At 73.1% G+C, this 24,404-nt stretch carries 23 protein-coding genes; 12 read left to right on the forward strand and 11 right to left on the reverse strand.

Going from position 1 to position 24,404, the window contains the following annotated elements; translation table 11 throughout:
• The first annotated feature begins 180 nt into the window (after positions 1-180).
• Together tnpB and ABZ860_RS38855 are read left to right on the forward strand one after the other, a co-directional pair.
• Positions 181-1,551, forward strand: coding sequence for an IS607 family element RNA-guided endonuclease TnpB (gene tnpB, locus ABZ860_RS38850; RefSeq protein ID WP_357230381.1), 1,371 nt, complete (start codon positions 181-183; stop codon positions 1,549-1,551).
• Between the two features lie 27 nt (positions 1,552-1,578).
• Positions 1,579-2,622 (forward strand): DUF2293 domain-containing protein, encoded by a 1,044-nt coding sequence (locus ABZ860_RS38855; protein WP_357230383.1) that lies wholly within the window; start codon positions 1,579-1,581, stop codon positions 2,620-2,622.
• Between the two features lie 30 nt (positions 2,623-2,652).
• Here ABZ860_RS38855 and ABZ860_RS38860 read toward each other — a convergent pair whose 3' ends face one another.
• Together ABZ860_RS38860 and ABZ860_RS38865 are read right to left on the reverse strand one after the other, a co-directional pair.
• A complete protein-coding gene (locus ABZ860_RS38860; protein ID WP_357230385.1) occupies positions 2,653-3,555 on the reverse strand; it encodes a serine/threonine-protein kinase in 903 nt (300 codons plus the stop codon).
• A gap of 110 nt (positions 3,556-3,665) precedes the next feature.
• Complete coding sequence (locus tag ABZ860_RS38865; protein WP_357230386.1) at positions 3,666-5,750, reverse strand: N-6 DNA methylase; 2,085 nt, start codon at positions 5,748-5,750, stop codon at positions 3,666-3,668.
• Positions 5,751-5,808: 58 nt separating this feature from the next.
• On the opposite strand from ABZ860_RS38865, the gene ABZ860_RS38870 reads away from it, so the two are divergent.
• On the forward strand, positions 5,809-6,543 hold the full coding sequence (locus ABZ860_RS38870) for a protein phosphatase 2C domain-containing protein (protein ID WP_357230388.1): 735 nt from the start codon (positions 5,809-5,811) through the stop codon (positions 6,541-6,543).
• A gap of 21 nt (positions 6,544-6,564) precedes the next feature.
• Here ABZ860_RS38870 and ABZ860_RS38875 read toward each other — a convergent pair whose 3' ends face one another.
• Positions 6,565-7,731: an FAD-dependent monooxygenase gene (locus tag ABZ860_RS38875; protein ID WP_357230390.1), complete on the reverse strand. Its 1,167-nt coding sequence runs from the start codon at positions 7,729-7,731 to the stop codon at positions 6,565-6,567.
• 66 nt (positions 7,732-7,797) lie between these two features.
• Between ABZ860_RS38875 and ABZ860_RS38880 the strand changes: the two genes are divergently transcribed.
• Complete coding sequence (locus tag ABZ860_RS38880; protein ID WP_357230392.1) at positions 7,798-8,382, forward strand: TetR/AcrR family transcriptional regulator; 585 nt, start codon at positions 7,798-7,800, stop codon at positions 8,380-8,382.
• 78 nt (positions 8,383-8,460) lie between these two features.
• On the opposite strand, the gene ABZ860_RS38885 is transcribed toward ABZ860_RS38880, so the two are convergent.
• Positions 8,461-9,210, reverse strand: coding sequence for an SDR family oxidoreductase (locus tag ABZ860_RS38885; RefSeq protein ID WP_357230394.1), 750 nt, complete (start codon positions 9,208-9,210; stop codon positions 8,461-8,463).
• A gap of 139 nt (positions 9,211-9,349) precedes the next feature.
• Entirely contained in the window at positions 9,350-9,892 is a 543-nt protein-coding gene (locus tag ABZ860_RS38890; RefSeq protein ID WP_357230396.1) for a CGNR zinc finger domain-containing protein, read from the reverse strand.
• 98 nt (positions 9,893-9,990) lie between these two features.
• Between ABZ860_RS38890 and ABZ860_RS38895 the strand changes: the two genes are divergently transcribed.
• The 3 genes from ABZ860_RS38895 (at position 9,991) to ABZ860_RS38905 (ending at position 12,750) form a co-directional block, all read left to right on the forward strand.
• The gene (locus tag ABZ860_RS38895) at positions 9,991-10,755 is read left to right on the forward strand and encodes a class I SAM-dependent methyltransferase (RefSeq protein WP_357230398.1); all 765 of its coding nucleotides are present in this window, start codon (positions 9,991-9,993) and stop codon (positions 10,753-10,755) included.
• 82 nt (positions 10,756-10,837) lie between these two features.
• Entirely contained in the window at positions 10,838-11,956 is a 1,119-nt protein-coding gene (locus ABZ860_RS38900; protein WP_357230400.1) for an acetate/propionate family kinase, read from the forward strand.
• An 11-nt stretch (positions 11,957-11,967) separates the two neighbouring features.
• Positions 11,968-12,750, forward strand: a complete 783-nt coding sequence (locus ABZ860_RS38905; protein WP_357230403.1) for a PhzF family phenazine biosynthesis protein — start codon at positions 11,968-11,970, stop codon at positions 12,748-12,750.
• 27 nt (positions 12,751-12,777) lie between these two features.
• On the opposite strand, the gene ABZ860_RS38910 is transcribed toward ABZ860_RS38905, so the two are convergent.
• Entirely contained in the window at positions 12,778-13,335 is a 558-nt protein-coding gene (locus ABZ860_RS38910; RefSeq protein ID WP_357230406.1) for an NAD(P)H-dependent oxidoreductase, read from the reverse strand.
• Between the two features lie 151 nt (positions 13,336-13,486).
• Between ABZ860_RS38910 and ABZ860_RS38915 the strand changes: the two genes are divergently transcribed.
• On the forward strand, positions 13,487-14,422 hold the full coding sequence (locus ABZ860_RS38915) for an AraC family transcriptional regulator (protein ID WP_357230409.1): 936 nt from the start codon (positions 13,487-13,489) through the stop codon (positions 14,420-14,422).
• Between the two features lie 14 nt (positions 14,423-14,436).
• Here ABZ860_RS38915 and ABZ860_RS38920 read toward each other — a convergent pair whose 3' ends face one another.
• Entirely contained in the window at positions 14,437-15,444 is a 1,008-nt protein-coding gene (locus ABZ860_RS38920) for a carboxymuconolactone decarboxylase family protein (RefSeq protein WP_357230412.1), read from the reverse strand.
• 197 nt (positions 15,445-15,641) lie between these two features.
• Here ABZ860_RS38920 and ABZ860_RS38925 point away from each other — a divergent pair, with 197 nt between their 5' ends.
• The 3 genes from ABZ860_RS38925 to ABZ860_RS38935 are packed head-to-tail and all read left to right on the forward strand — an operon-like array spanning position 15,642 to position 19,379.
• Positions 15,642-16,985, forward strand: coding sequence for a sensor histidine kinase (locus tag ABZ860_RS38925; RefSeq protein ID WP_357230415.1), 1,344 nt, complete (start codon positions 15,642-15,644; stop codon positions 16,983-16,985).
• A complete protein-coding gene (locus tag ABZ860_RS38930) occupies positions 16,982-17,656 on the forward strand; it encodes a response regulator transcription factor (protein WP_357230418.1) in 675 nt (224 codons plus the stop codon). The genes ABZ860_RS38925 and ABZ860_RS38930 overlap by 4 nt, the downstream gene beginning before the upstream one ends.
• 55 nt (positions 17,657-17,711) lie before the next feature.
• Entirely contained in the window at positions 17,712-19,379 is a 1,668-nt protein-coding gene (locus tag ABZ860_RS38935) for a hypothetical protein (protein WP_357230421.1), read from the forward strand.
• Between the two features lie 46 nt (positions 19,380-19,425).
• On the opposite strand, the gene metE is transcribed toward ABZ860_RS38935, so the two are convergent.
• The 3 genes from metE to ABZ860_RS38950 all read right to left on the reverse strand — a co-directional run bounded on the left by metE (position 19,426) and on the right by ABZ860_RS38950 (position 22,860).
• Complete coding sequence (gene metE, locus ABZ860_RS38940; RefSeq protein WP_357230424.1) at positions 19,426-21,654, reverse strand: 5-methyltetrahydropteroyltriglutamate--homocysteine S-methyltransferase; 2,229 nt, start codon at positions 21,652-21,654, stop codon at positions 19,426-19,428.
• A gap of 212 nt (positions 21,655-21,866) precedes the next feature.
• Positions 21,867-22,232: a transposase gene (locus ABZ860_RS38945; protein ID WP_357230426.1), complete on the reverse strand. Its 366-nt coding sequence runs from the start codon at positions 22,230-22,232 to the stop codon at positions 21,867-21,869.
• Between the two features lie 229 nt (positions 22,233-22,461).
• Positions 22,462-22,860 (reverse strand): helix-turn-helix domain-containing protein, encoded by a 399-nt coding sequence (locus tag ABZ860_RS38950; RefSeq protein WP_357230429.1) that lies wholly within the window; start codon positions 22,858-22,860, stop codon positions 22,462-22,464.
• A gap of 228 nt (positions 22,861-23,088) precedes the next feature.
• Here ABZ860_RS38950 and ABZ860_RS38955 point away from each other — a divergent pair, with 228 nt between their 5' ends.
• Positions 23,089-23,967, forward strand: coding sequence for an SDR family NAD(P)-dependent oxidoreductase (locus tag ABZ860_RS38955; protein ID WP_357230432.1), 879 nt, complete (start codon positions 23,089-23,091; stop codon positions 23,965-23,967).
• Here ABZ860_RS38955 and ABZ860_RS38960 read toward each other — a convergent pair.
• The gene (locus ABZ860_RS38960) at positions 23,928-24,287 is read right to left on the reverse strand and encodes a hypothetical protein (RefSeq protein WP_357230435.1); all 360 of its coding nucleotides are present in this window, start codon (positions 24,285-24,287) and stop codon (positions 23,928-23,930) included. The two genes, ABZ860_RS38955 and ABZ860_RS38960, sit on opposite strands and share 40 nt — an antisense overlap.
• Positions 24,288-24,404: the final 117 nt, after the last annotated feature.

The following is a 24,404-nucleotide window of genomic DNA, read 5'->3' on the forward strand; positions in this document are numbered from 1 at the left end:
CATGGTCCGGCCGAACCGTTCCTGATGGGAGAGTCGTCGCGGTCACGAACGTATTAGTACACCGTCCGCTCATCCACCCGGAGCACGACAGCGGCCCGCTGTGCCGTGAAGCCTCCTCCACGCCCAACAGAGCATGGGTAATGTGACCGGGGAGAGCGGGGCGCTTGCTGGGGAGGTGTGGTGCAGGTCATTCAGGCCTACCGGTACGCCCTGAACCCCACCCCCGCCCAGGCCCGTGCGCTGGCCTCGCACTGCGGTGCGGCGCGGGTCGCGTTCAACTGGGGCCTGGCCCTGGTGAAGGCCAACCTCGCACAGCGCGAGGCGGAGAAGTCCTACGGCATCCCTGACGATCAGTTGACTCCGCCTCTGTCGTGGTCGATGTACTCCCTGCGCAAGGCGTGGAACACGGCGAAGAATACGGTGGCCCCGTGGTGGACGGACAACTCCAAGGAGGCCTATGCATCCGGCCTGGAGCGCCTCGCCGCCGCGTTGAAGAACTGGAGCGATTCCAGGAAGGGTAAGCACGCGGGGCCGAGGGTGGGTTTTCCGGTTTTCCGGTCCAAGCGGACAGCAGCGATGTCGGTGCGGTTCACCACCGGGACGATCCGGCTGGATGGCCGCACCCATGTGGTGCTGCCCCGCTTGGGCAGGATCAAGACGCATGAGTCCACCCGCAAGTTGGCCCGGAGGATCGAGGCTGGCTCCGCCCGCATCGCCTCAGCCACGGTGCGGATGCAGGCGGGCCGCTGGTTCGTGTCATTCACCGTTCACGTCAACCGTGCCGGCACGACCCCCGCTCGCGCTGATGCGGTGATCGGCGTGGACCTGGGCGTGAAGAGCCTGGCTACCCTTTCCGATGGGCGGCCACCAATCGCCAATCCCAGAAACCTGGCGGTCGCCGCGTGGAAGCTGCGCCGCCTGTCGCGGGTGGTGTCGCGCAGGAGCGGCCCGGACAGGCGCACCGGGCAGCGGCCGTCGAACCGGTGGCGACGCGCCGATGCCGCCCGCACCCGTATCCATCACCGGGTGGCCGCGCTGCGTCGGGACGCGATTCACAAGCTCACCAGTAGTTTGGCCGGTGAGTACGGCACGATTGTGGTAGAAGACCTCAACGTTGCCGGGATGGTCCGCAACCGGCGTTTGGCCCGCGCCATCGCTGACGCCGGATTCGGGGAGATCCGCCGCCAGCTCACCTACAAGACCCAGTGGAACGGCGGACGGCTCGTCGTGGCCGACCGGTGGTTCCCCTCGTCGAAGACGTGCTCAGGGTGCGGGGCAGTGAAAGCCAAGCTGCCCCTGCACGTGCGCATTTTCACCTGCACCGCGTGCGGCATGGTCATCGACCGGGACCGCAACGCCGCGCTCAACCTGGCTTCCCTTGTGAAGCACGTCGCCGGGAGTGGCCCGGAGACGGTAAACGGATGTGGAGCCGACCGTAAGACCTCGCCTGACGGGGCTGGTGGCTGTGAAGCGTCTACCCCGCACCGGGCCCCGCCCCGGCCAAGACGGGGACCTTCGCCCGGCAACGAGCGAATCACCGAGAAATACTGATACTCAGTGAACGGCAGGCTTTGAGGAATGCGCAGCAAGCTCGGCGGACGGGTGGCCCAGGCGGCGGAGATCGCCCTGGCCACCCGCAAGTACGTGACCCCGATCGACGTCCTCACCGGCCTGCGGTGGCTGCACGACCGCCACGTGGAGACCTGGCGGCAGGGCCGCGCCGACAGCCTGGAACGGCTGGCCGCCGTGGACGCCGGCCGGATGGCCGAGGCCCTGTCGCATCTGCGCTCCTGGGCCCTGTCCCGCGACCTGGTGGAGAGCGAGGCGGCCTACACGGCGGGCACCCGCGACCGGCGGCCGCTGCGCTTCACGACGGCGGGCGAGGAGGACCTGGAGCGTGCCTTCCGCGTTCACTGGCTGTCGCCGCAGCTGAGCGAGGCGCGGCGGCGGCAGATCACCGAACGGCACAGCAAGGCACCCGACCTCGTGGCCGTGGCGTCGCCGGACGCGTGGACCTGTGCCGGATGCGGGGACACCGGGCCTTACCTGATCATGGAGGACGACCGGCCGCACTGCCTGACCTGCGCCGACATGGACCATCTGTGCTTCCTCCCCGCGGGGAACGCGGCGCTGAGCCGCCGCGCCAAGAAGGAGAGCGGCCTGTCCGCGGTGGTGGTCCTCTTCAACCGGCGGCGCAGGAGATACGAGCGGCTCGGCGTCCTGGTCGAGGAGGAGGCGCTGACGCGGGCCGAGGAGCAGTGCCTGGCCGACGAGGAGGCGCGGCTGCGCCGCCGCGAACGCGACCGCGAGCGCCGCGCCGGCGAGGACGCCGAGTTCCAGACGAGGATGGCGGCGCAGATCCGCCGCCTGTTCCCCCGCTGCCCGGCCGAGCGGGCCGAGGCCATCGCCGCGCACGCCGCCGTGCGCGGCAGCGGGCGGGTGGGCCGCACCGCCGCCGCCCGCGTGCTGGACGAGAACGCCATCACGCTCGCCGTGATCGCGAGCGTGCGCCACCTGGACACCGACTACGACGAGCTGCTGATGGCCGGGACGCCGCGGATGACGGCCCGCGAGCGGATCCGGCCCCGGGTCGAGGAGGTCCTGACGGCCTGGCGCGCGTGAGCGGTCCCGGCGGGCCCTTCAGCGGACCCTTCAGCGGACGCGGCCGACCATCTGGGCGTACATGCGCCCGGGGCTGGGGACCGACGACGGGTTGAGGAAGCCGGGCAGCGGCGGCAGGTCGACCGCGAACGGCTGCAGCCGCTCGAACAGCGTGTGCGCGTCGGGCGGCCGGTTGTCCGGCTCCTTCTCCAGCAGTTCGGCGATGAGGCCGTCCAGCTCGGCGGGGACCCCCGGCACCCGGGGCGGCCGTTCCTTCACCTGCTTGTCGAACACGGCGTACTCCGTGGGCCCGGTGAACAGCTGGTTGCCGGTCAGCATCTCGTGCAGCACGCAGCCGAGGGAGTACAGGTCGCTCTTCGGCCCGGCGACCCCCCGCTGGATCTGCTCGGGGGACATGTACGCCGGGGTGCCGAGGATCTGGCCGATCCGGGTGAACTGCGCCGTCAGCCCCGCGACGTCGGCCTCGCGCAGCATGGCGAGCCCGAAGTCGAGCAGCTTCACGCTGCCGTCGGGGCAGAGCATGAGGTTGGTCGGCTTGAGGTCGCGGTGGCAGATCGACAGCTCGTGGGCGGCGGTCAGCACGGCGCAGGCCTGGGCGGCGATCGCCGCGGCCCACGGCACCGGCAGCGGGCCGTGCTCGCTCAGCAGGTCGGCGACCGTCACGCCCTCGATGAACTGCATGACCTGGAAGAGCCGCTGCTCGTAGGTGCCGAAGTCGTACAGCACGGGTGCGCCCGGATGGTCGAGCTTCGCGAGGATCCGCGCCTCGCGGATGAACCGGCGCTGCAGCTCCTCGTCCGGGCCGTCGGGCAGCCGCAGGAACTTCACCGCCACCTTGCGGTCGAGCCGCCGGTCGTGCCCGCCGTACACGGCGCCCATGCCGCCCTGCCCCAGGGGGAGGTCGTCCAGCTCATACCGGTCGCCGATGACCATGCGCCCCTCCCGTCGGCCTATCGGGGAAAAAGCTACCGGATCCGTCCGCGATGCTCGGGCTCAGCGGCCGGGTGAACAGGACTCTCTCAGCTGGGAAGCTCCCGAGCGCATCAGTCACGAGGGCGGAGGCGTCCGTCGATCAGCCCCTCGACGCCGAGCCGCGCGAGCGCCTCGCCCGCGGCGGCCGCCTCGCGCAGGCCGTCCTCCAGCGCGAGCAGTCGCCGGAAGGCCGTGCCGTACGTCCGCTGGACGGCCAGGGGAAGCTGGGGCACGCGGGCCCGGCGGGCCTCCACCCGGCTGCTGCCCAGATGCGGCCGGCCGCCGCCCGCCGCGTAGCGCAGGAACCCGGCGAGGAACTCGGCATCCACCTTCTCGGGATCGACGCGGAAGAGGCTGAGATGGGGGCCGAGGACCGCCCCCTCCCCCGCGACCACCCGGGCGGTGACGGCCGACGCCACGACGTCTCCCTGCCGCACGGCGACCAGACCGGGGACGCGCGGGATCCGCCGCGACGGCGTCGTCCCGGCCGCGACGTCGTCGGCCGTGAGCACGGGCACCCCGCCGTCGGACACACCGCCGTCGGACACACCGCCGTCGGGAGCCTCGCCGTGGGGGGCGTCGGCGGGCAGCGCCCGCAGCGTCGAGTGCCTGATGGTGACGAGGCCGGATCTGGCCATCTCGGCCACGGTCGCCCACGACGCGTCCCAGCCCGCCGCGCCGCCGGTGAGCACCTCCAGGTCGGGCACGTCGCCGGCCAGCGCCGCGACCGCCTCCCGGAAGCGCTCACCCGCCGCGGGAAAGCCCCTCATGTCGACCCGGGGTGACAGGTGCCGCGCCGGGCTCACGTCCACCTCGTCGTCGAGGAAGTCGATGATCCTGACCGTGCGGCCACCGAGCGGGAGCTCGGCCTTCGCGAGGTGGGCCCGCCAGACCGCTTCGACGGAGGCCGGGTCGTCTCCCGCGTCGGCCACGAGGATCGTGCCGGGCTGCCGCTCCCCGGGCTCGGGACGGCGCAGCAGCCACAGGTCGGGGCCTCCGGGCGCCAGCGTGAAGACCGCGCGCAGCGCGCCCGTGCGCAGCAGGTTCGCCCGGATGCGGCGTCCCGGGCGGCGGCTCGCGGCGGCGCCCGGCATCAGGATGGCCACCAGCCCGCCGGGCCGCACGTGGGCGAGACAGTGCTGCACCCAGGCCAGCTCCGGCTCGCCTCGTGGGGGCATGCCGTATTGCCAGCGCGGATCGCCGACGAGGCCCTCGTGGCCCCAGGCCCGCTCGTTGAACGGCGGATCGCACACCACCGCGTCGGCGAGCGCGTCCCCGAGCCCTTCCACTGGGCGGTCCGGCGGGAACGCGTCGTGCCGCAGCGCGTCTCCGGGGACGACCCGGGCGTCTCGCCCGCGCAGCAGCAGCCGCAGCGCCGCGAGCAGCGCGACCGTCTCGTTGGCGTCCTGGCCGAGCAGCCGCACGCCGCCTCCCGCCCCACCGGCCCCGGCGGCGCCCAGCAAGAGCGTGCCCATGCCGCACGCCGGGTCGAGCACCGTACGCGCCCCCGGACAGGCCAGCCGGGTCATCAGGGCGGCCACGTCGGGCCGGGTCAGTGCCAGCCTGCGGCTGTGCGCCTCGGCGTACCGCTCGCAGAGGAACTCGAACGTGCCGGCCGCGCCGTTCCGCTCGGCCATCCCGGCGACCAGCCGGAGCACGCCGGGCTCGACCGGCGTCGCGTCCCCCGCGCGCGGGGGCAGGTCGGCGGTCGTCTCGGCCACCGCACGCGGGAGCCGTACGGCGAGGTCGGGGGCGGCGGACAGCCGCTTCCAGCCGCCGGGGTCGCGGAGCGTGTAGAGCAGGAACGCCCCGACCTCCCCCAGCACCTCGCCCAGGCGCAGGTCGTCCGCCGACGCGCGCAGCCGCTGCCAGACGCGGTCTCCCTGGGACACCTCGAACGACTTGCCGTTCCTGCGCAGCCACGCCTCCACTTCGGGAAGCGAGAAAAGCGGGCTGGAGGCGGTACCTCCGACCGGCTGGGGGAAGTCCTCGTAGCGGCGGCGCCAGTTGCTGACCGCGGCCCTGCCCACGTCGGCGAGCCGGGCGATGTCGCCCGCGTTCACGGTCGCTTCGACCGCCGCTTCGACGGCGGCCTCGAGCGGGCTGGCGGCGGCCGGGCGCGCCGTCGTGTCGTCCGCCTGGGCGTCGTGGCTCATGAACACGAGCCTAGCACTGTGCTTGTGAAGTGACTCAACCAATGGTTTACTCAAAACCATGACGCACAACCGTATTCGGTACGCCGCTGGGTCGGACGTCGGGCGTTCGCGTGCCAACAACGAGGACTCTGTGCACGCCGGCGAGCGCCTGCTCGCCATCGCCGACGGGATGGGCGGACACGGACACGGCGAGGTCGCCAGTGCGGCCGTCATCTCCACACTGGCCAGGCTGGAGGACGGTCCGGCTCCCGCCGACGTCGCCGCCGCCCTCGCGGACGCCGTACGGGAGGCGGGGCAGCGCCTGGGCGACCTCGCCGCGCAGGACCCGGCGCTCGAGCGGATGGGCACCACGGTCACCGCGATGCTGTGGGACGGCCACGGGAAGTTCGCCCTGGCCCATGTGGGCGACTCGCGGGCGTACATGCTGCGTGACGGCGCTCTCTACCAGATCACGCGCGACCACACGCTGGTGCAGTCGCTGGTGGACGACGGGCGCATGAGCCCCGACCAGGCCGCCCGCCATCCGCGCCGCTCCCTTCTGCTGCGGGCGCTGGAGACGAGCGGCCTCGCCGAGCCCGACCTGTCGCTGCGCGAGGCGTTCCCCGGCGACCGCTACCTGCTGTGCTCCGACGGGCTCACCTCCGTGCTCGAACCCGAGGCGCTGCACCACGTGCTCACCACCGTGGCCGATCCGCAGGAGACGGTCCACCGGCTCATCGAGCTGGCCAACGAGGGCGGCGGGCCCGACAACATCTCGTGCGTGGTCGCCGACGTCGAAGCCGCCGACGCCTGACGCCTCCCGGCCCCGCGTCTGTCAAAGGACCGGGGCGTAGTCGGGCAGTGCCTGAAGCCGGGGCCGTGCCATCCGTTCCACCGCGCCCGTCATCCGCATCAGCGGCAGCCGGGCGAAGGTGTCGCGCAGCCACCTGCCACCAGAGGTCCTGGGCACCATGAGGCGGACGTTCGGGCCGATCCGCTGCTTCTTGCGGACCAGCGGCCGGTGGCCTGTGTCGTAGGCCGGAAAGGCGATGCGATGATCGCCGCCCGCCGCCGCCAGCTCCCCGGCGAGCCGGTAGGCGCCGACCAGGGCGAGTTCGGCGCCGGCTCCCGAGGCTGGAGAGGCGCACCAGGCGGCGTCGCCGACGAGCGCCACCCGACCGGCCGACCAGGAGTCCATGCGCACCTGGCTGAGCGCGTCGAAGTAGAAGCCGGGATCGGCCAGCGCGGCGCCGAGCAGCTCCTGGACGCGCCAGGACGTCTCGCCCGCGAAGGCCTGGCCGACCAGGCGCTTGTGCTCTTCGACGTCGCGGACGTCGTAGCTCAGCGGCGCGGAGCGGAAGATGAAATAGGCCTTGGCCTGGGCGTGGTTGCCGGACCGGTAGAGGCCGGCCATCTTGCCCGGCGTGTTGTGCATCGTCACCCAGCGGTCCTCCGCGAGCGAGGCGTCGGCGTCGGCGAAGGCGAAGTAGTGGTCCTTGAAGCGGACGAACCGCTCCTCGGGACCGAAGGCGAGGCTGCGGACGGTCGAGTGCATGCCGTCGGCGCCGATGACCAGGTCGAACCGGCGGGTTCCGGCATGGTCGAAGGTGACGGTCACTCCGTCCGCGTCCTGTTCCAGATGCCGGACGGAGTCGCCGAAGAGGTATTCGACGGCGGCCTGCTCGTGGAGCAGCGCCACAAGGTCACCACGCATGATCTCGATGCCGCCCGGGTCCGTGGTGTCGATCCGGGCGACCGCCCTGTCACGGGCGTCGACGAACTTCATCCCCCGCACATCGGCGGCGGCGGCGCGGACCCGGGGCAGAAGCCCCATTCTGTCGACCACATCAACGGCCTGGTCGCGCACGTCGACGCCGTTGCCACCCGCACGCAGCCCAGGAGCGCGCTCGACCACGGTGGGCCGCAAGCCGTACCGGGTCAGCCAGTAGGCCAGGGTCAGTCCCGCGATGCTCGCCCCGGAGATGAGGATCCGCTCGTTCATTGCCCACATCCGATACATTAACTGGAAGGTTGATTCCAGTTGCAATATATGGAAGGCGCATTCCAGATGTCAACGCCGGGCCGCCGGGCCGATGCCGTACGCAACCGACAGCTCGCCCTGGAGGCGGCCACCGCGCTGCTGGCCGAGCCCGACACCGCTCTCACCGTCGAGGCCATCGCCAAAAGGGCCGGCCTGGGGGTGGGGACGGTGGTGCGCGCGTTCGGCGGCAAAGACGCCCTGCTGGACGCCGCCGTCGCGCAACTGCTCGGACCCGTGGTGCGGCGAGGCCGCGACCTGCTTCAGCAGAGCGATCCGGAGCAGGCGCTGCGCACCTTCCTCACCGAACTGATCGGCTTCCAGGCCGCTCACCACCCCGTCAGCGACCAGTTGCGCGGCATGGACACGCCCGCCACCACCGAGCTGCGGGGGCAGCTCGTGGAGGTCGTGGAGGAGATGCTCGCCGGGGCCCGCCGGGACGGCGTGCTCCGCACCGACATCGACCTCGCGACCACCACCGCCCTCATCGGCCGGTTGGCCTTCGCCGTCGCCCGCGCGCAGCCCGGGCAGCCGCAGCTCACCGACGCCTTCATCACCGTCGTCATGGACGGGCTCCGGCCCCCGTCCTCCCCCGGCCGCCGGAGCCGCCCATGAGATCTCGCGGCCGTTCCGACCGGGCGAGATGGCCGCGAGATCTCCGTTCCTCGATCGAGCGGCGCGCCCGGACGGGCGTCAGACGGCCCAGCCGCCGTCCACGTTGATCGTGGCGCCGGTGATGTACCGCCCGCCGTCGCCCGCCAGGTGGGCGACGGTCTCGGCGATGTCGTCCGGCTCCGCGTAGCGGCCGAGGACCGTCAGTCCCCGGACCGTGTCCGCCATGGGACTGTCCGCGGGGTTGGAGGCGGTGTCGGTCGGGCCGGGGTTGACGAGGTTGACCGTGATGCCGCGCGGCCCGAGGTCGCGGGCGAGCCCCTTGGTCATCCCGGTCATGGCCGTCTTGCTCATGGCGTACAGCGCGAAGCCCGGGAAGACGGTCCGCTCGCCGACGTTGCTCCCGATGGTGATGATCCGGCCGCCCTCGGTCATGTGGCCCGCCGCGGCCCGCGCGGCGAGGAACGGCCCGCGCACGTTGGCCGCGAGCGTACGGTCGACCTCCTCCGGCCCCAGGTCCTCGATCGGCGCGACGTGGAAGACCGCCGCGTTGTTCACGAGGACGTCGAGCCGGCCGAACTCCGCGGCGGCCTCGTCCACGGCCGCGGCGACCGCCGCGGCGTCGCCGTTGTCGGCCCGGATGACCAGCGCCCGCCGGCCCATCCCCTTCACCTTCTCGGCCACGGCGGCCGCGCTGTCCTCGTCGCGCTCGTAGGTCAGCGCCACGTCCGCGCCGCGCTCGGCCAGCTTCAGGACGACGGCCGCGCCGATCCCCCGGCCACCCCCGGTGACCAGGGCCGCCTTGCCGTTCATGTCGTTGATCTCGTTCATGGTGTCGAGCATGGCGACAACGGCGGTGGGAGGTCCGGCGGCGATCGGACCTCGCGTTCGCCCCTGGCGCTCGGACCGTTCGGGCCCAGGGAGAAGGCGCGGGAAGGCGCGGGAGACGTGGGAAGGGGCGGCGGAGCGGTCAGGCGCCGCGCGCCCGGAAGGCGGCCGTCTTGACCCGGTTCTGGCAGGCCGTGGAGCAGAAGCGGCGGGTGCCGTTGCGGGAGGTGTCCACGTACACGCGGTCGCAGTGCGGCGCGGTGCACACGCCGAGCCGGTCGTGCAGCTCGCCGCCGAGGACGACGGCGAGGCCGGTCGCGCAACTGGCCGCGTAGTTTCCGGCCAGCGTGCCGCCCGCGCCGTGGAAGTGCAGGTGCCAGGGCTCCCCGTCGTGCCGGTCGAGGTGCGGGCGCGCGTCCGTCTCCGCCAGCAGGCCGTTCACGGCGAGCGCCGCCGCGTCCACGTCGCCCCGCGTCACCGCCTCGAACACGCCGCGCAGTCGCCCCGCGACCTCGGCGAGCGCGCCCGCCTCCGCTTCGGTGACCTTGGGCGCCCGCGTGTCGCCGGTCGCGAGGACGTCGGCGACCGCGGCTGCCCGCGCCTCACCCGTCGGCGGCGCGTACGGCCGGCCCCGCGCCTCGCCCTCGGTCAGCGCGTTGACCAGGCTGACGGCGACCGCCACCACGGCATCAGTGTGACTGTTGAAATTCACTTGACCAGTTACGCCCTTGCGTTCTACGTTGTAACTGCCGAAAGCATACATGCCAGTTACAAGGAGGCGACATGCTCACTCTGGACGTGGCCACCCGGTGGATCGACCGTTGGGACCGCCAGCAGGAGGGCTATCTCCCCGACCGGGAGGAGCGCTTCACCGCGCTGATCGACGCCGTCGAGGCGGGCGTGGGCCGCCCGGACCCCCTGGTGATCGACCTCGGCTGCGGCCCCGGCTCGCTGTCGGCCCGCCTGCTCGACCGTCTTCCCCGGGCCACGATCGTCGCGGTCGACGCCGATCCCCTCTTGCTGTCGCTCGCCCGGGCGGCGTACGGCGACCGCGACGGCCTGCGCTTCGCCGACCTGGACCTGCGCGAGCCGGGGTGGAGCGGGGCGCTCGGCCTCGACCGCCCGGCGGACGCGGCGGTGAGCACGACCGCGCTGCACTGGCTGGCCGAGCCCCATCTGCGAGCCGTGTACGCCGAGCTCGCGACCGTGCTGCGGCCGGGCGGGCTGTTCCTCAACGGCGACCACTTCAGCTCCGAGGACACCACTCCGGAGCTGGCGCGGCTGGAGCGGGCCGTACACGAGAGCGAGGAGCGGCGGCGCTTCGCCGGCGGCCGCCCCGAGGACTGGCGCCAGTGGTGGGACGCGATCGCCGCCGACCCCGACCTCGCCGACGTCGCGGTGCCCCGGCCGGCCACGACGGCGCACCACGGCTCGGAGTCGCTCCACCTGTCCACCCACGTCGAGGCCCTCCGCGCGGCGGGCTTCGCCGAGATCGGCACGCTGTGGCAGCGCGGCGACAACCGCCTGCTCTGCGCCGTGCGTCCGTAATCCCCCCGGCCGCCCTGCCCGGACGCGCTGCCCCGCCGCCCTGCCGGGGTTTGCCCGCCGGGTCGCCGGAAAGACGGACGACATGACACCGACCGTGCTCACCGTCAACGCGGGCTCGAGCAGCCTCCAGCTGCATCTGGTGCGGGACGGCCGCGTGCTGCGGACCGAGCACAGCGAGCACAGCCCGGACCCCGCCGCGGCGGAGCGTACGCTGTCGGACTTCCTGTCCGGGGCGGACGTCGAGGTGGCCGCCGTCGGTCACCGGCTCGTCCACGGGGGCGAGGCCGTCCGCGCGCCCGCGGTCGCCGACGACGACATGGTGAAGGCCGTGCGCGGATACGCCGACCTCGCGCCGCTGCACGTGCCGCCCGCGCTCGCGCTGGTCGAGGCGGCCCGGCGGGTGCTGCCGTCCGTGCCGCACGTGCTGTGTCCCGACACCGCCTTCCACGCCGGGCTCCCGGCCGCCGCCGCGACCTACGCCCTGCCGGGCGAGTGGCGGCGCCGGTGGGGCCTGCGCCGCTACGGCTTCCACGGGCTGTCGTACGCCTGGGCGACCCGCCGGGCGGCCGAACTGCTCGGACGCCCGGCCGGGGAGGTCGACCTGGTCCTGACGCATCTCGGCGGCGGCTGCTCGGTCTGCGCCGTGCGGAACGGCAGGAGCGTGGACACCTCGATGGGGTTCACGCCGTTGGAGGGCGTGCCGATGAGCAAGCGTTCGGGCAGCGTCGATCCCGGCATGCTCCTGTGGCTGCTGTCCGGCTCACGCCTCACGCTTGAGGAGCTGCGCGACGGACTGGAGCACGGCTCCGGCCTGCTCGGGCTCTCGGAAGGCCTGTCCGGAGACACCCGCGACCTGGTCGCCTCGAAGGAAGAGGCCGCCGCCTTGGCGCTCGACGTGTTCGCCTATCGGGTGAGCCGGGAGATCGCCGCCTCGGCCGCCGCCCTCGACCGGCTCGACGCGCTCGTGTTCACCGGCGAGATCGGCTGGGACCAGCCCGAGGTGCGCGAGGCGGTGTGCGGAAGGCTGTCGCTGCTCGGCGTGGAGCCGCCCGCCGTGATCGACGTGGACCGGGATCGCGTCGTCAGCCCGCCCGGGGCCCGCCTGCCGGTCCTCGTCGTACGGCCCAGGGAGGAGCTCCAGGTCGCCCGGGAGACCCTCGCCGCGCTCGGCCATCCCGACGGCGAGGGCGGGCGGCCGTAGAATCCGCAGACATGCGCATCTTCACCGTGGACTCCTTCACCGACCGGCCGTTCCGGGGCAATCCCGCCGCGGTCTGCCTCCTCGACGAGACCGTGCCGGACGAGTGGATGCAGGCGGTGGCCGCCGAGATGCGCCATTCGGAGACGGCCTTCGTGCTCGGGCGGGACGAGGGGCCGCGCTCGCTGCGCTGGTTCACCCCCGCGGTCGAGGTCGCGCTGTGCGGGCACGCCACCTTGGCCACTGCGCACGTCCTCTACTCCCTGGGGGAGTCCGGGCGGCTGGAGTTCGACACGAAGAGCGGCGTGCTCGCGACCGAGCAGGCGGACGGCGGGCTCATCGCGATGGACTTCCCGGCGAAGCGTGCCACGCAGTGCCCGCCGCCGGACGGCCTCGCCGAGGCCCTCGGCGTCACGCCGGTGTGGACCGGCCGCAGCGAGTTCGACCTGCTGGTCGAGGTCGGCTCGGCCGAGGACGTGCGGGCCGCCGACCCCGGCATGGCGCGGCTGGCCGAGGTCGAGGCCCGGGGCGTCATCGTGACGGCGTCCGGCGAGGGCACCTCCGCCGACTACGTCTCCCGGTTCTTCGCCCCCCGGGTGGGCGTGCCGGAGGACCCGGTCACCGGTTCGGCCCACTGCGTGCTCGCGCCGCACTGGTCGGGCAGACTCGGGCGGGACGCGCTCGTCGGAGAGCAGGTGTCGCGGCGCGGCGGGACCGTGCGCACGACCCTGCGCGGCGACCGCGTCGAGCTCGCCGGGCACGCCGTGACCATATGGTCCGGCGAGCTGGAGGTCTGACCTCCTCCGCCCGCGGTCGTCCGCTCGTCAGACCCTGACCGTACGCAGCGCCTCGGCCCAGGAGACGAGCTGGTCGAGCATGAGCCGTACGGAATCCTCGTGCCGGGCGGCGGGCCGGAAGTCGGAGAAGTTTTCGAAATCGTCCCGGATCGAGAGCGTGACCTGCGGCGCCACGCCCGCAACGCCGGCCGTGGCGAGAATCTGGCGCAGGTGCTCGATGGCTCGTGCGCCGCCGTCCACGCCGTAGCCGACGAACCCGGCGGCCTTGTTCGCCCACTCGGCGTACAGGAAGTCGATCGCGGTCTTGAGCGCGCCCGAGGTCGAGCGGTTGTACTCGGGGGTCACGAAGACGAACGCGTCGAGGGCCGCGACAGCCTGCGACCACCTCCGGGTGTGGGCGTGCTCGTACTGCCCGGCCGCGGCGGGCAGCGGCTCGTCCAGGTGCGGCAGCGCGTAGTCCTCAAGGTCGACCAGTTCGTAGTCGGCGTCGCCGCGCTTGACGGCCAGGTCGTGGACCCAGCGGGCGACCGCCGCTCCGTTGCGGCCGGGGCGGGTGCTGCCGATGACGATGCCTACTTTGGTCATGCGTGTGGCCTCTTTCCCTGACAGGAGGGGAGTCGGCGCCGGGGCCCTCGGCGTCTTCGTGCTGACAACTCTAGGAAGCCACCGGAAGAAGACCAATGCCGCGCAATATGGCATTTATACGCGAGCGTCTCGCGAACTAGACTCCCGGCACATGGATGTCCTGAGCGACGTCATCGCCATCATGCGTACGGGCCGGCCGCGTTCCGCACGCGTCTCCTGGCGGGCTCCCTGGGGACAGCGCTTCCCGGCGGAGCCGGGCTCCGCGACCTTCCAGGTGGTGCTGCGCGGGTCCTGCTGGTTCCTCCCGCCCGAGGGAGAGCCCTTCGCGCTGTGCATGGGGGATGTCGTGTTCCTCCCGCGGGGCGGCGGGTACGGCGTGGCCGACAGCCCGGCGACCCCCCTGGCCGAGCCCGTCTGCGACCCCTACCGGGACGCCGGCATGATCAGTTCGGCCGCCCTCGGCGGCGCCGGAGCCGAGACGGTCACCCTCTGCTGCGGGTATCGGCTCGACCCGGCCAGGACCCACCCCAGCCTGTGGTCACTGCCAGACGTGATCCACCTGCCCGCCCGGCTCGGCCTGCACCCCGAGCTGCGAGCCGCCGTGGACCTGCTCGCCCGGGAGATCGAAACCCCCCGCCTGGGCGCCGACACCGTGGTCTCGTCCCTGCTCGACGTCCTTCAGCTCTACATCCTGCGGGCGTGGTTCGAGGGCGAGGGAGCGCACTGCACCCAGTCGGGCTGGGCCGCCGCCCTCGCCGACCCGGCCGTCAGCGCCGCCCTCGACGCCATCCATCGCGACCCCGCTCACCCCTGGACGGTCCAGTCGCTCGGCGAGCGCGCCGGTCTGTCCCGGGCCGCCTTCTCCCGCCGTTTCACCGATCTGACCGGAAAGCCACCACTGGCCTACCTCACCTGGTGGCGGCTGTCCACCGCGGCCCGCCTGCTGCAGGAGACCGATGCTTCTGTGGCGGAGGTGGCCAGGCGGGTCGGTTACGGCTCGGAGTTCGCGTTCGGAAACGCGTTCAAACGCGAGCACGGGATCTCCCCGGGCAGATACCGGCGTACGGTCTGCGCCCCCGCCTCCTGAGGACCGCCCGGGTGTCAGGGGGCCGGCACGGCGAGGGCGGCCTCGATCCGCCGGACGGCGGTGATCGCCCCGAACGCCAGCAGCCGCACGAGGTCGGCGTCGGACCGGCCGCCTCCGGCCTCCCGCCAGGCGGCCACGTCGGCGTCGGTCACCCGATACGGCGCGAGGGCGGCCAGCAGGGCGAGCCTGGCCGCCGGGCGCTGTGCGGGTGCGACGTCCTCCAGCGGACCGGACGGCCAGCCGGACACCGGAGGGTGGTCGCCGTCCCAGTCCGCGACGGCCTCCTCGACCGCCTCTATGGCCGTGTCGCCCAGCAGATGGACTCCCTCCCCCGCCGCGGCGCGCAGCGCGGCGAACGCGGTCCCGGCCGGGGTGCCCACCGCCCAGGCCGGCACCGGGCCCGACGGCAGCCCGCTCAGCAGCGGCAGCGCCTCGCCCCGCGGCAGCCTGCGGCGCACCGTCCTGGCGAGGGCCCTGCCGCCCAGGCCGCGTACGAACCGGGACCGTTGCAGACCGGCGGGCAGGAGATCATCGGTCAGCAGCGACGACACCATCCGGTTGATGAAGTGGAAGGCGAGGGCCGTGCCGATGTGCTCGGCCTCGTGACCGGGCGGGCACGGCGGCGCCTGCCCGCCCGTGGCCGTTCCGGTGGCCCAGGCGAGCAGCCGGGCGTGCTCCGGATCGGACGGTGTCTCCCCGCGCGCGACGGTCTCGGCCAGCTCGTGCTCGCCGGTCGCGTGCAGGAGCACGGTGTGCGCGTCGACGCAGAACGGGCACTTGTTGGCGAGGGAGACCCCGGTGGCGACCACCTCCTTGGCCGCCCTCGGGGCCTGCCCGGCGAGCAGCGACTCACGCAGCATCGCCCAGGTGGAAGCGAGCACCTCGGGAGCCGGGGACAACGTCAGGAACAGCGGCATGCGGGCCATGCCGAAATCACGGGCGATCTGGGCGTAGACCTGGGCGGTCAGCCCCGCCGCCGCCTCCGTGGGCACCGGGGTCACATAGCGGTACGGCGTCGGCATCTCGGCCTCCTCATCGGTCGTGCTGTCATGCGGAGCGATCCTGCCGGGCGCGGCCGCCCCCGTCGTCGTACGGCGGAAGGCGTTCCCGGCCCCTCCCGGTACGGCCGCACGGCGGCGGCCGTACTCCGGTGGGAGTAGTGCCGGATGGGTCCGCCGGGAGGAGGCGGCGCGAAACGCGCTCGGTTTACCCTTCTGACATGGACGGCGATCGCGGACGGCAGGCGTCCCTCAGCCCACCGGCGTCCCCCGCCCTGCAGGCGATCGCGGACATGTTCGCCTTCCCGGACGGACCGGCCCTCTCTGGCGACCGGACGGAGACCGGACGCCGCCGCGTTCCACGGGTTCACGCCGTGGACGCCGCGATCGCGGGTGTGGTGGCGGTGCTGCTCGCGGTCGCCACCCTGCTTCCCGGCTCGCCGAGCGGTCCCGCGGAGCTGGGGGTGGCGGGCTACCTGCTCCTGGTGGGCGGGTCCGCCGCCCTGGCCGTGCGCCGGGCGGCGCCCGTGACGGCGCTCGTCGTCTCCGCGGCCTGCATGCTGGCCTATGCCCTGCGGGTGCATCCCGAGACCGCGACCGCCTTCCCCCTCCTGGTCACGGTGTTCTCTGCGGCCACCGCGGGCCGGCGCGTGTGGGCGGCGTCGGTCAGCGCCGCCTACCTCACCGGTGTCCTGCTGGTGGAGCTGTCGGACCTCGGCGCGCGGACCCCGCGCGAGGTGGTGGACCGGGTCGGCCTGCTGGTCGGCTGGTTCGTCGCCGCCAACGTGGCGGGGGTCGTCTCCCGGCAGCGGCGGGCGTACCTGCGCCAGGCCGAGCAGCGCGCCGTCGAGGCGGAGCGCACCCGCGAGGAGGTCGCGCTGCGCCGCGCCGGCGAGGAACGGCTGCGCATCGCCAGAGAGCTGCACGACTCGCTCACCCACAGCATCTCGATCATCAAGGTGCAGGCCGGGGTGGCCGTTCATCTCGCGCGCAAGCGGGGCGACGACGTGCCGGCCGCGCTGCTGGCGATCCAGGACGCGAGCGCGGACGCCATGCGGGAGCTGCGCGCGACGCTGGAGGTGCTGCGCGAACCCGGCCCGGACGACGCGCCGGGCACGGCCCGGACCGACCGGATCGGCGAGCTGGTCGAGCGGGCGCGGTCGGCGGGGGTGCCCGCCACGCTGGCGATCAGCGGCACGCCCCGCGCGCTGCCGCCCGAGGTCGACCTGACCGCCTACCGGATCGTGCAGGAGGCGCTCACCAACGTGGCGCGGCACGCGGGCCCCGCCTCGGCGTCCGTGCACGTCCGCTACCTGCCCGACGCCCTCGTCGTACGCGTGGAGGACGACGGCCGGGGTGCCGCGACACCGCGAAACGGCGCGGACGGGACCTCCGAGACGGGCACGGTGATGCGGCCCGAAGCGGTTCGTGTGGGCGTCGGACTCACCGGCATGCGGGAGCGGGTGTCCGCGCTCGGCGGGCGGCTCCAGACCGGTCCGGGGGCGGACGGCGGCTTCACCATCCACGCCGAGCTGCCCCTGCCGGTCCGGGAGGGAGCGGCGTGATCAGGGTGCTGCTGGTGGACGACCAGGCGCTCATCCGGGCCGGGTTCAAGGCGCTGCTCGACGCCGAGGAGGGCGTGGAGGTGGTCGGCGAGGCGGGCGACGGCAGCCAGGGCCTGGCGCTGGCCGAGCGGCACGTCCCCGACATCGCGCTCGTGGACATCCAGATGCCCGTGATGGACGGCATCGAGACGACCCGCCGCATCGCCGCCGATCCCCGCCTGGCCGCCACCCGGGTGGTGATCCTGACCAACTACGGGCTCGACCGCTACGTGTTCGACGCGCTGCGCGCGGGCGCGAGCGGCTTCCTGCTCAAGGACACCGACCCGGTGGAGCTTCTCCAGGCGATCAGGGTCGCGGCGCGGGGCGACGCCCTGCTGTCCCCGGCGGTCACCCGGACGCTCATCAGCGAGTACGTCTCCCGCCCGCCGGACGCCGTGCCGACCGCCGCCCTCGAGGAGCTCACCAACCGCGAACGTGAGGTCGTCGCCCTGGTCGCGCGCGGCCTCACCAACGAGGAGATCGCCGCGCACATGGTGATCAGTCCGTTCACCGCCAAGACCCACGTGAGCAGGGCGATGACCAAGCTCGGCGCGCGGGACCGCGCCCAGCTCGTCGTGTTCGCCTACGAGTCCGGCCTGGTGATCCCCCGAGGTTCCGCCAGGCGCGGCTGAGCCGTTCTTCCCGGCCCCGGGGACGCGGACGACGGGGGTATCTAAGATCGCGTCCATGGGTCTGCGTACGCCCGCGGCCGTGGTGCTCGCCCTGCTCTCGCTCGCGGCCTGCTCTCCCGGCGGGCCGCCGGGGCCGCAGAGCCTGCCCGCACGCGTCAACCCGCTGCCCGCCGACGTCAAGGGGCCCGGCGCGGCCGTCTTCCTCGCCCGCGTCCCCGACGAGACGCGGGACGACATGCTCGGCCTGATCCGGGTGGATCGGTTCGGCGACGCGCTGGCGAGGGGCACGTGGGTCCGCCGGCACGTGGAGGTCGCACTGGGCGACCCGGCGGCGCCCATCGCGGTGCGCGGCCTGACCGCAGATCCCCGGGACGCCGTCCTGGTCTCCGGCGACGTGGTCGACGCCACGCTGCCCGCTCATGTCTTCGTCGAAAGGACGTTCCCGGTCGGTCCTACCGTCTCCGCGACCACCGGGCGATGCCTGCTCGTCCGTACGGACGGCCGGGTCGAGCAGCCCGGGCCCGAGGCGCAGTGCGAGCGCGCCCCCAACGGGGGCGTGTACTGGTACGGCCCGGGATCGGCCGCCGCCGGCGGCGTCGACCCGCGCGCCGGCACCGCGACCCCGAGGACCTCCGTGCCGGCGTTCCCGGTGGCCGTCTCCCCCGACGGGCGCTACCTGGCCTCGCTGCGCGACGACGCGCTCGCCATCACCGACACCCGGGACGGCACCACGGCGACCGTGGGCCAGGCATCGGCAGCGCGGTCGAGCCGCGGCGCTCCCGGCGCCTTCACCACCGACGGGTACGCGACGATCCTGCGGCAGGACGACGGCGCGCCGGTGCTGGCCGTCGCGGGGTTTCCCGGGGGCGGCTCTGAAGATGGCGGCTCTAGAGGTGGCGGGTCTCACGGTGCATCTCGCGGTGGCGTCCGCCGGCTGGTGGACATGGTCGGCGCGGCCGCCTTCACGCCCGACGGGCGGCTCGCGCTGGCGACGGAAGGCGCCGCCCGGCCGCGCCTGGTGGTCGTCGACCTCCGGACGGGCACCCGCACCCCGGTGCGGGACTTCCCGGCGGGCGACGCCAGCGTGAAGATCGCCGTCGTGGGCGAGCACGCGCTCGTCGCGACGCTGCCGCGCGACGCGGACGTCGGCGAGCCGCGGCCCGCCGACGTGTGGGAGGTCGATCTCAAGCAGGCCCGGGCACGCCGGGCCGTCACCATTGCGCGCGTCCGGCAGGCCGTGCCGCTCCCCGCCGTCCCGGCGGGAGGGCAGCCGGCCGGCCCGGAGACCGGCGCCCCGGGCGTCACGGGCATTCGCTTCGCACCAGACGGCGTCGTGGTCGCCCTCACGTCCGAGGGGGTCACCGCGGCCGGTCCGGCCGGGGCGTTTCCGGTCGCTGCCCTTCCCGGGCGCCGGATCCTGTTCTCCGGCGACACCGGCACCGGCGACGAGGGCGACACAGGCGGCAGCGGTGGCGGCTCGCTCACGGCGGTGAGCGAGCCGGGCGCCGCGGTCCGGATCGCGACCGGAGCGCGGAAGGGCCAGACGGTCGCCCGCGTGCTGCCCACCGCCGACGGGCGGCACCTCATCGTCTGCCTGCGTGCCGCGGACGACCCGCGCGTCGGTCCCGGCCCGGACCACGAGATCGTCTTGACCCGCCTCGACGGCGGAGGCGCGCCGCTCGTGCTCTACCGCGGTGTCGTCCTGGCCAGCGTCGGCCCGTAGACGCCGTCCGGACCCGCCCACCGCCGCACCGCTCGGGGCGTGGTCGTCAGGCCTGCGCGCTCAGGCCCGGGCGCTCGCGCAGGCGGGCCGCCGCCTCGACCACGTTGGCGAGCGCCGCCTCGACCTGCTCGTACGAGCGGGTCTTCAGCCCGCAGTCGGGGTTGACCCACAACCGCTCGGCGGGCACCGTCCGCAGCGTCTCCGTGAGCAGGTGCTCCACCTCGTCGGCGTCCGGCACGCGCGGCGAGTGGATGTCGTACACGCCCGGCCCCACTGCCCTGGGGAAACCGCCGACCGCGCCGAGCAGCCGCCCCCGCGAGCGCGCCGACTCGATGCTCGTGACGTCGGCGTCGAGGGCGTCGATCGCGGCGAGGATCTGGTCGGCGTCCGAATAGCACAGGTGCGTGTGGATCTGCGTGTGCTCGCTCGCGCCCGAGGTGGCCCATCGGTAGGCCTCGACGGCCCACTCCAGGTAGGCGGCCTGCTCGGCGCGCCGCAGCGGCACCAGCTCGCGCAGCGCGGGCTCGTCGACCTGGACGACGCGGATGCCCGCCTCCTCCAGGTCGCCCACCTCCTCCCGTACGGCGTCGGCGACCTGGAACACCACCTCGCGCAGCGGCAGGTCGTCCCGGACGAACGACCAGGCCACGATCGTCACCGGGCCGGTGAGCATGCCCTTGACCGGCTTGCTCGTCAGCGACTGGGCATATCGCGCCCAGCGGACGGTGATCGGCTCCGGCCGCCGCACGTCACCGTACAGAATGGGCGGGCGGGTGCAGCGGGAGCCGTACGACTGGACCCAGCCGTGCCGGGTGACGGCGAAGCCGTCGAGATGCTCGGCGAAATACTGCACCATGTCGTTGCGCTCGGGCTCGCCGTGCACGAGGACGTCGAGCCCCAGCCGCTCCTGCAGCGCGATCACCTGCTCGATCTCCGCGCGCACCATGCTCTCGTAGGCCGCCTCGCCGATCTCCCCGGCCGCCAGGGCCGCCCGGGCCCGGCGCAGCTCGCCCGTCTGCGGGAAGGAGCCGATCGTGGTGACCGGGAGAAGCGGCAGCTTCAGGTGCTCGGCCTGCGCCGCGGCCCGCACCGCGTAGGGGGCGCGGCCCTCCGTCGACCGGGCGCGGGAGGCGTGCGGACGTTCGTGGCCGGCGGGGTGTCCGGGCAGGAGACGACCGGGTGTGGCCGCGAGCAGCGCCGCCAGGTCGGCCACCTCGGCGACCTTCTGCTCGGCGAACGCCAGCCGCTCGCGCAGCGCGGGATCGAGGCCGGTCTCCCGTTCCACGTCGTAGGGCACGTGGAGGAGCGAGCACGACGTGCTCACCACGACCCGCCCGGCGCGCTCCCGCACGGCGAGCAGCGTGGCCAGCGCGCGGTCCCTGTCGGTGCGCCACACGTCCCGGCCCGACACCACGCCGGCGACGACCGTCTTGCCGGCCAGGGCGTCCACACCGCGGGCCGTGCCCCGGACGAGGTCCAGGCCGACGGCCTCGACCGGCGCTGCGGCCAGCACCGGCAGCGCGTCGCCGAGATCCCCGAAATAGGAGGCGACCAGCAGCGCGGGCCGGTGCTCCAGCCGTCCCAGCCGTCCGTACGCCGCCTCGACGGCGGCCAGCTCGGCGGGGGTGCGGTCGGCGACCAGGGCGGGCTCGTCCAGCTGCACCCAGCCGACGCCCTCCGCGGCCAGTGCGGCCAGCAGGCGCGCGTACACCTCGACCACGTCGTCCAGCCGGTCGAGCGGGACGAAGCCGTCAGGACTGTCCGGGGCGGCCTGCGACAGCAGCAGGAACGTCACCGGCCCGACCAGCACCGGCCGGGTCTCCAGCCCCAGCGCGCGGGCCTCGCGTACCTCCGCAAGCGGCTTGGCGGCGTCGAGCGAGAAGACCGTGTCCGGGCCGATCTCGGGAACGATGTAGTGGTAGTTGGTGTCGAACCACTTGGTCATGCGGAGCGGGGCGATCCCCTCGGCGCCCCGGGCCATCGCGAAGTAGGTCGTCAGGTCGTCGTCGTGCCGGTAACGCCCGGGCACCGCCCCCAGCAGCACCGCCGTGTCGAGCATCTGGTCGTAGTAGGAGAACGTGTTCGACGGCAGGCCTTCCAGTCCGAGCGCGGCCAGCCGCCGCCAGGTGTCCTCCCGCAACCGCCGCCCGGTCTCCTCCAGGTCCGCCCGGCCGGAACGCCCCTCCCAGTACGCCTCAAGCGCCCGCTTCAACTCCCGATCCGGCCCGATGCGCGGATACCCCAGCACGGTCGATGCGGGAAAGGACGATGTCATGTCGGCTCCTCGTTCGCCAGATCAACAGGACGCCACGCATCCTCCCCGCGCCGAACCTGACAGAGCCGGATCCATTCACCCCCCTTATGGATCACTTCGACCGAGGCCGCCCATCCATAAGCACAGGCAGCCCTTAGGGGACCGGTACCGGGGGCTTCAGGCTGAGGCGGTCGGCGGTCCCCGGCCGTTCGGCTGAAAGACATCCCTGGAGCTCAGGTGTCAAGCGGCAAGAGATTCCGGTTGAGGAGCCCAAGCGGTTGCTTCGTTGTACGGGGTGCCGGTCGTGAGGCAGCCGTGCAGGATGCCGACCAGACGGTTGGCGACTTGACGGAGGGCGCGTTGTAGCCGGCGTCGCGTCCGCGTTGCTTGTCGTAGTAGGCCCGGGCGCCGGGCGAAATGCGGATCGCTGTGGCGGCCTGAGCGATCAGAGCGTCGATAAGCCGGTCGTTGTGCACGTATCCGGCGGCGACGACCTTCTTCCTGCCGGAGGCACGGGTGATCGGGGAGGTGCCGGTGTAGTTCTTGCGGGCCTTGGCGCTGACATACCGGTGGGGATCGTCGCCGAACTCTGCGAGCACTCGGGCGCCGAGGATCGGTCCCAGACCGGGCTGGGACAGATGATCTCAGCGGCCGGGTGCCGCCCAAAATGCGCCTCGACCTCCGCACCCAGGGCGGTGATCTGCTCGTTCACCGTGGCCACAACCGCCGGCAGCGCCCTGACCGAGGCGGCATAGGCGGCGGTGACCACCGCGGGCCGGCCCAGGTGCTCGGTGCGCAGCGCGGCCTGGATCAGTGGCCGGACGATGGTCAACCCGATCTTTCGGTCGCCTGCGGCTGGCAGGCCCACTCGGCGATCACGTCGCGCCCGTGGGCGATGGCGAGGTCAAGTAGGCCCGGGAAGCGAGCGTCGAGGTCGTCTCGGCGTAGCCGGTTCAGGCGCCGGGTTCCCTGGTCTCGCTGATGTATCACTCCGGCCTCTCGGAGGATCTTGAAATGAGCGCTCTGGGTGGACTTGCTCACCGGTGTGGTGATGGTCCCGCACGCCAGCTCGCCATCGGGCCCGGCTTCTGCCAGGCGAGCGACCACACCGAGGCGCACCGGATCGCTCAGCGCCCCCATGACGCGAGCAAAGACCAGTTCCTCTCGATCAGGATGCACAAGATCGGTCGCTGTTCGGCTTGCCACACTGTCATGGTAGCCCAACATGTTCGGACAATCCGAACATGTGTTATGTTCTGGTTATCCGAACATGTGACGGCTAGGGGGCTGCTGTTGCTCAGCCGCCTGCACGCCGCCGGCGGCGGTCGCCTATCTGGTGGCCGACGGGGCGGGTTACTGATCCCGATTTCAGCGGCCGTATCCGGCGACTAGCTGACGTTTTCCCGGGCTCCCACCAGAAGTGAAAATGGGCCCGCACAATGCCAAGGAGCGCACATGACCCAGACCGAAACACCGCTGCCCATTGACATGACCAACCGGTCTGGCGTGATTACCGGGGCGGGGAGCGGGATCGGCCGCGCGCTGGCCGAACAGTTCGGCCGGCGCGGCGCCCGGTTGCTGCTGGTGGGGCGCCGCGAGCAGGCGTTGCGGGAGACCGCCTCGGCGGTGGCGCGGGCCGGCGGCGCAGCCGAAGTGCTGGCCGCCGACATCACCGCCGAGGGGGCCGAGGAAAAGGTCGCCGACACTGCGCGCACGCTGCTGGGCAAGGTCGATTTGCTGATCAACAATGCCGGCAACGTGCGCGCGGGCCGGCTAGAAGACTGCGATGTAGCGGATGTGCGGGCGATGGTGGGTCTCAACTTGACCGCGCCGATCCTGCTCACGCGCGCTTTGTTGCCCAATCTGCGCGCGGCCGCCCAATCCGAGCGCTCCGCTGACGTGGACGGCCTCGGCCGGCGGCGCGACAGCGTCGTGCTGGGTATCGCCAGCGGCATGGCACTGCTCCCGCTGCCCTTTTACGCCACCTATGCGGCGACCAAGGCGGGCCTGGCCGCGTTTGGGCACGCGCTGCGCCGGGAGCTTCAGGGCACCGGCGTGCACGTCGCCACCTGGTATCCCGGGGCCACGGCCACGGCGATGATGGACAGCTCGGCCGCGGGGGAGGACCTGGGTTTCGGCCGCCGCCCGGTCGAAGAGGTGGTGACCGACCTGCTCGACGCGCTTGGCCGCGGCGAGCACGAGATCAACACCAGCCTGTCCACCCGGCGAGCCATGCAGCGGCTGCACGCCAGTGACCCACTCGCCGTCGACGCCGTGCTCGGGCCCCAGCTGTCTCAACTCGAATCCGCCGTGCGCAACCACCGCAGTATCTGACCCGCGAACAGAAGCACAGCGCCGCCACCGGCCCCTGGCTCCTGCCCGGCGCGGTTTCGCGCGTTGTGCTCCACCATGTCGCGCATGCGCCGCCGGAAGTCCGGGTCGCGTACCAGCTCGGCGAGCTCCACCCAGGCGTCCACCTGCTCGGGCGTGGGATCGTCGGGCAGGGCGACCCGGGTGTGCCCGATCCTGTCCTTGAGCGCCGGGCCGGCGTCCAGCCCGCCGAAGACCTCGTTCACGAAGTCCTCCATGACGCGCCGCCGCTCGTCGGCGGACAAGGTCGCCAGGTCGTCGTCGTGCCGGTAACGCCCGGGCACCGCCCCAGCAGCACCGCCGTGTCGAGCACCTGGTCGCAGTAGGAGAACGTGTCCCCTTGTCCCGTCCCGCATCCGTGGATCTATTGATGACGCTTATGGATCAGCTCGACGGTGCGC

It is taken from the genome of Microbispora sp. NPDC046973, assembly GCF_040644495.1.
Classification (GTDB): Bacteria; Actinomycetota; Actinomycetes; order Streptosporangiales; family Streptosporangiaceae; genus Microbispora.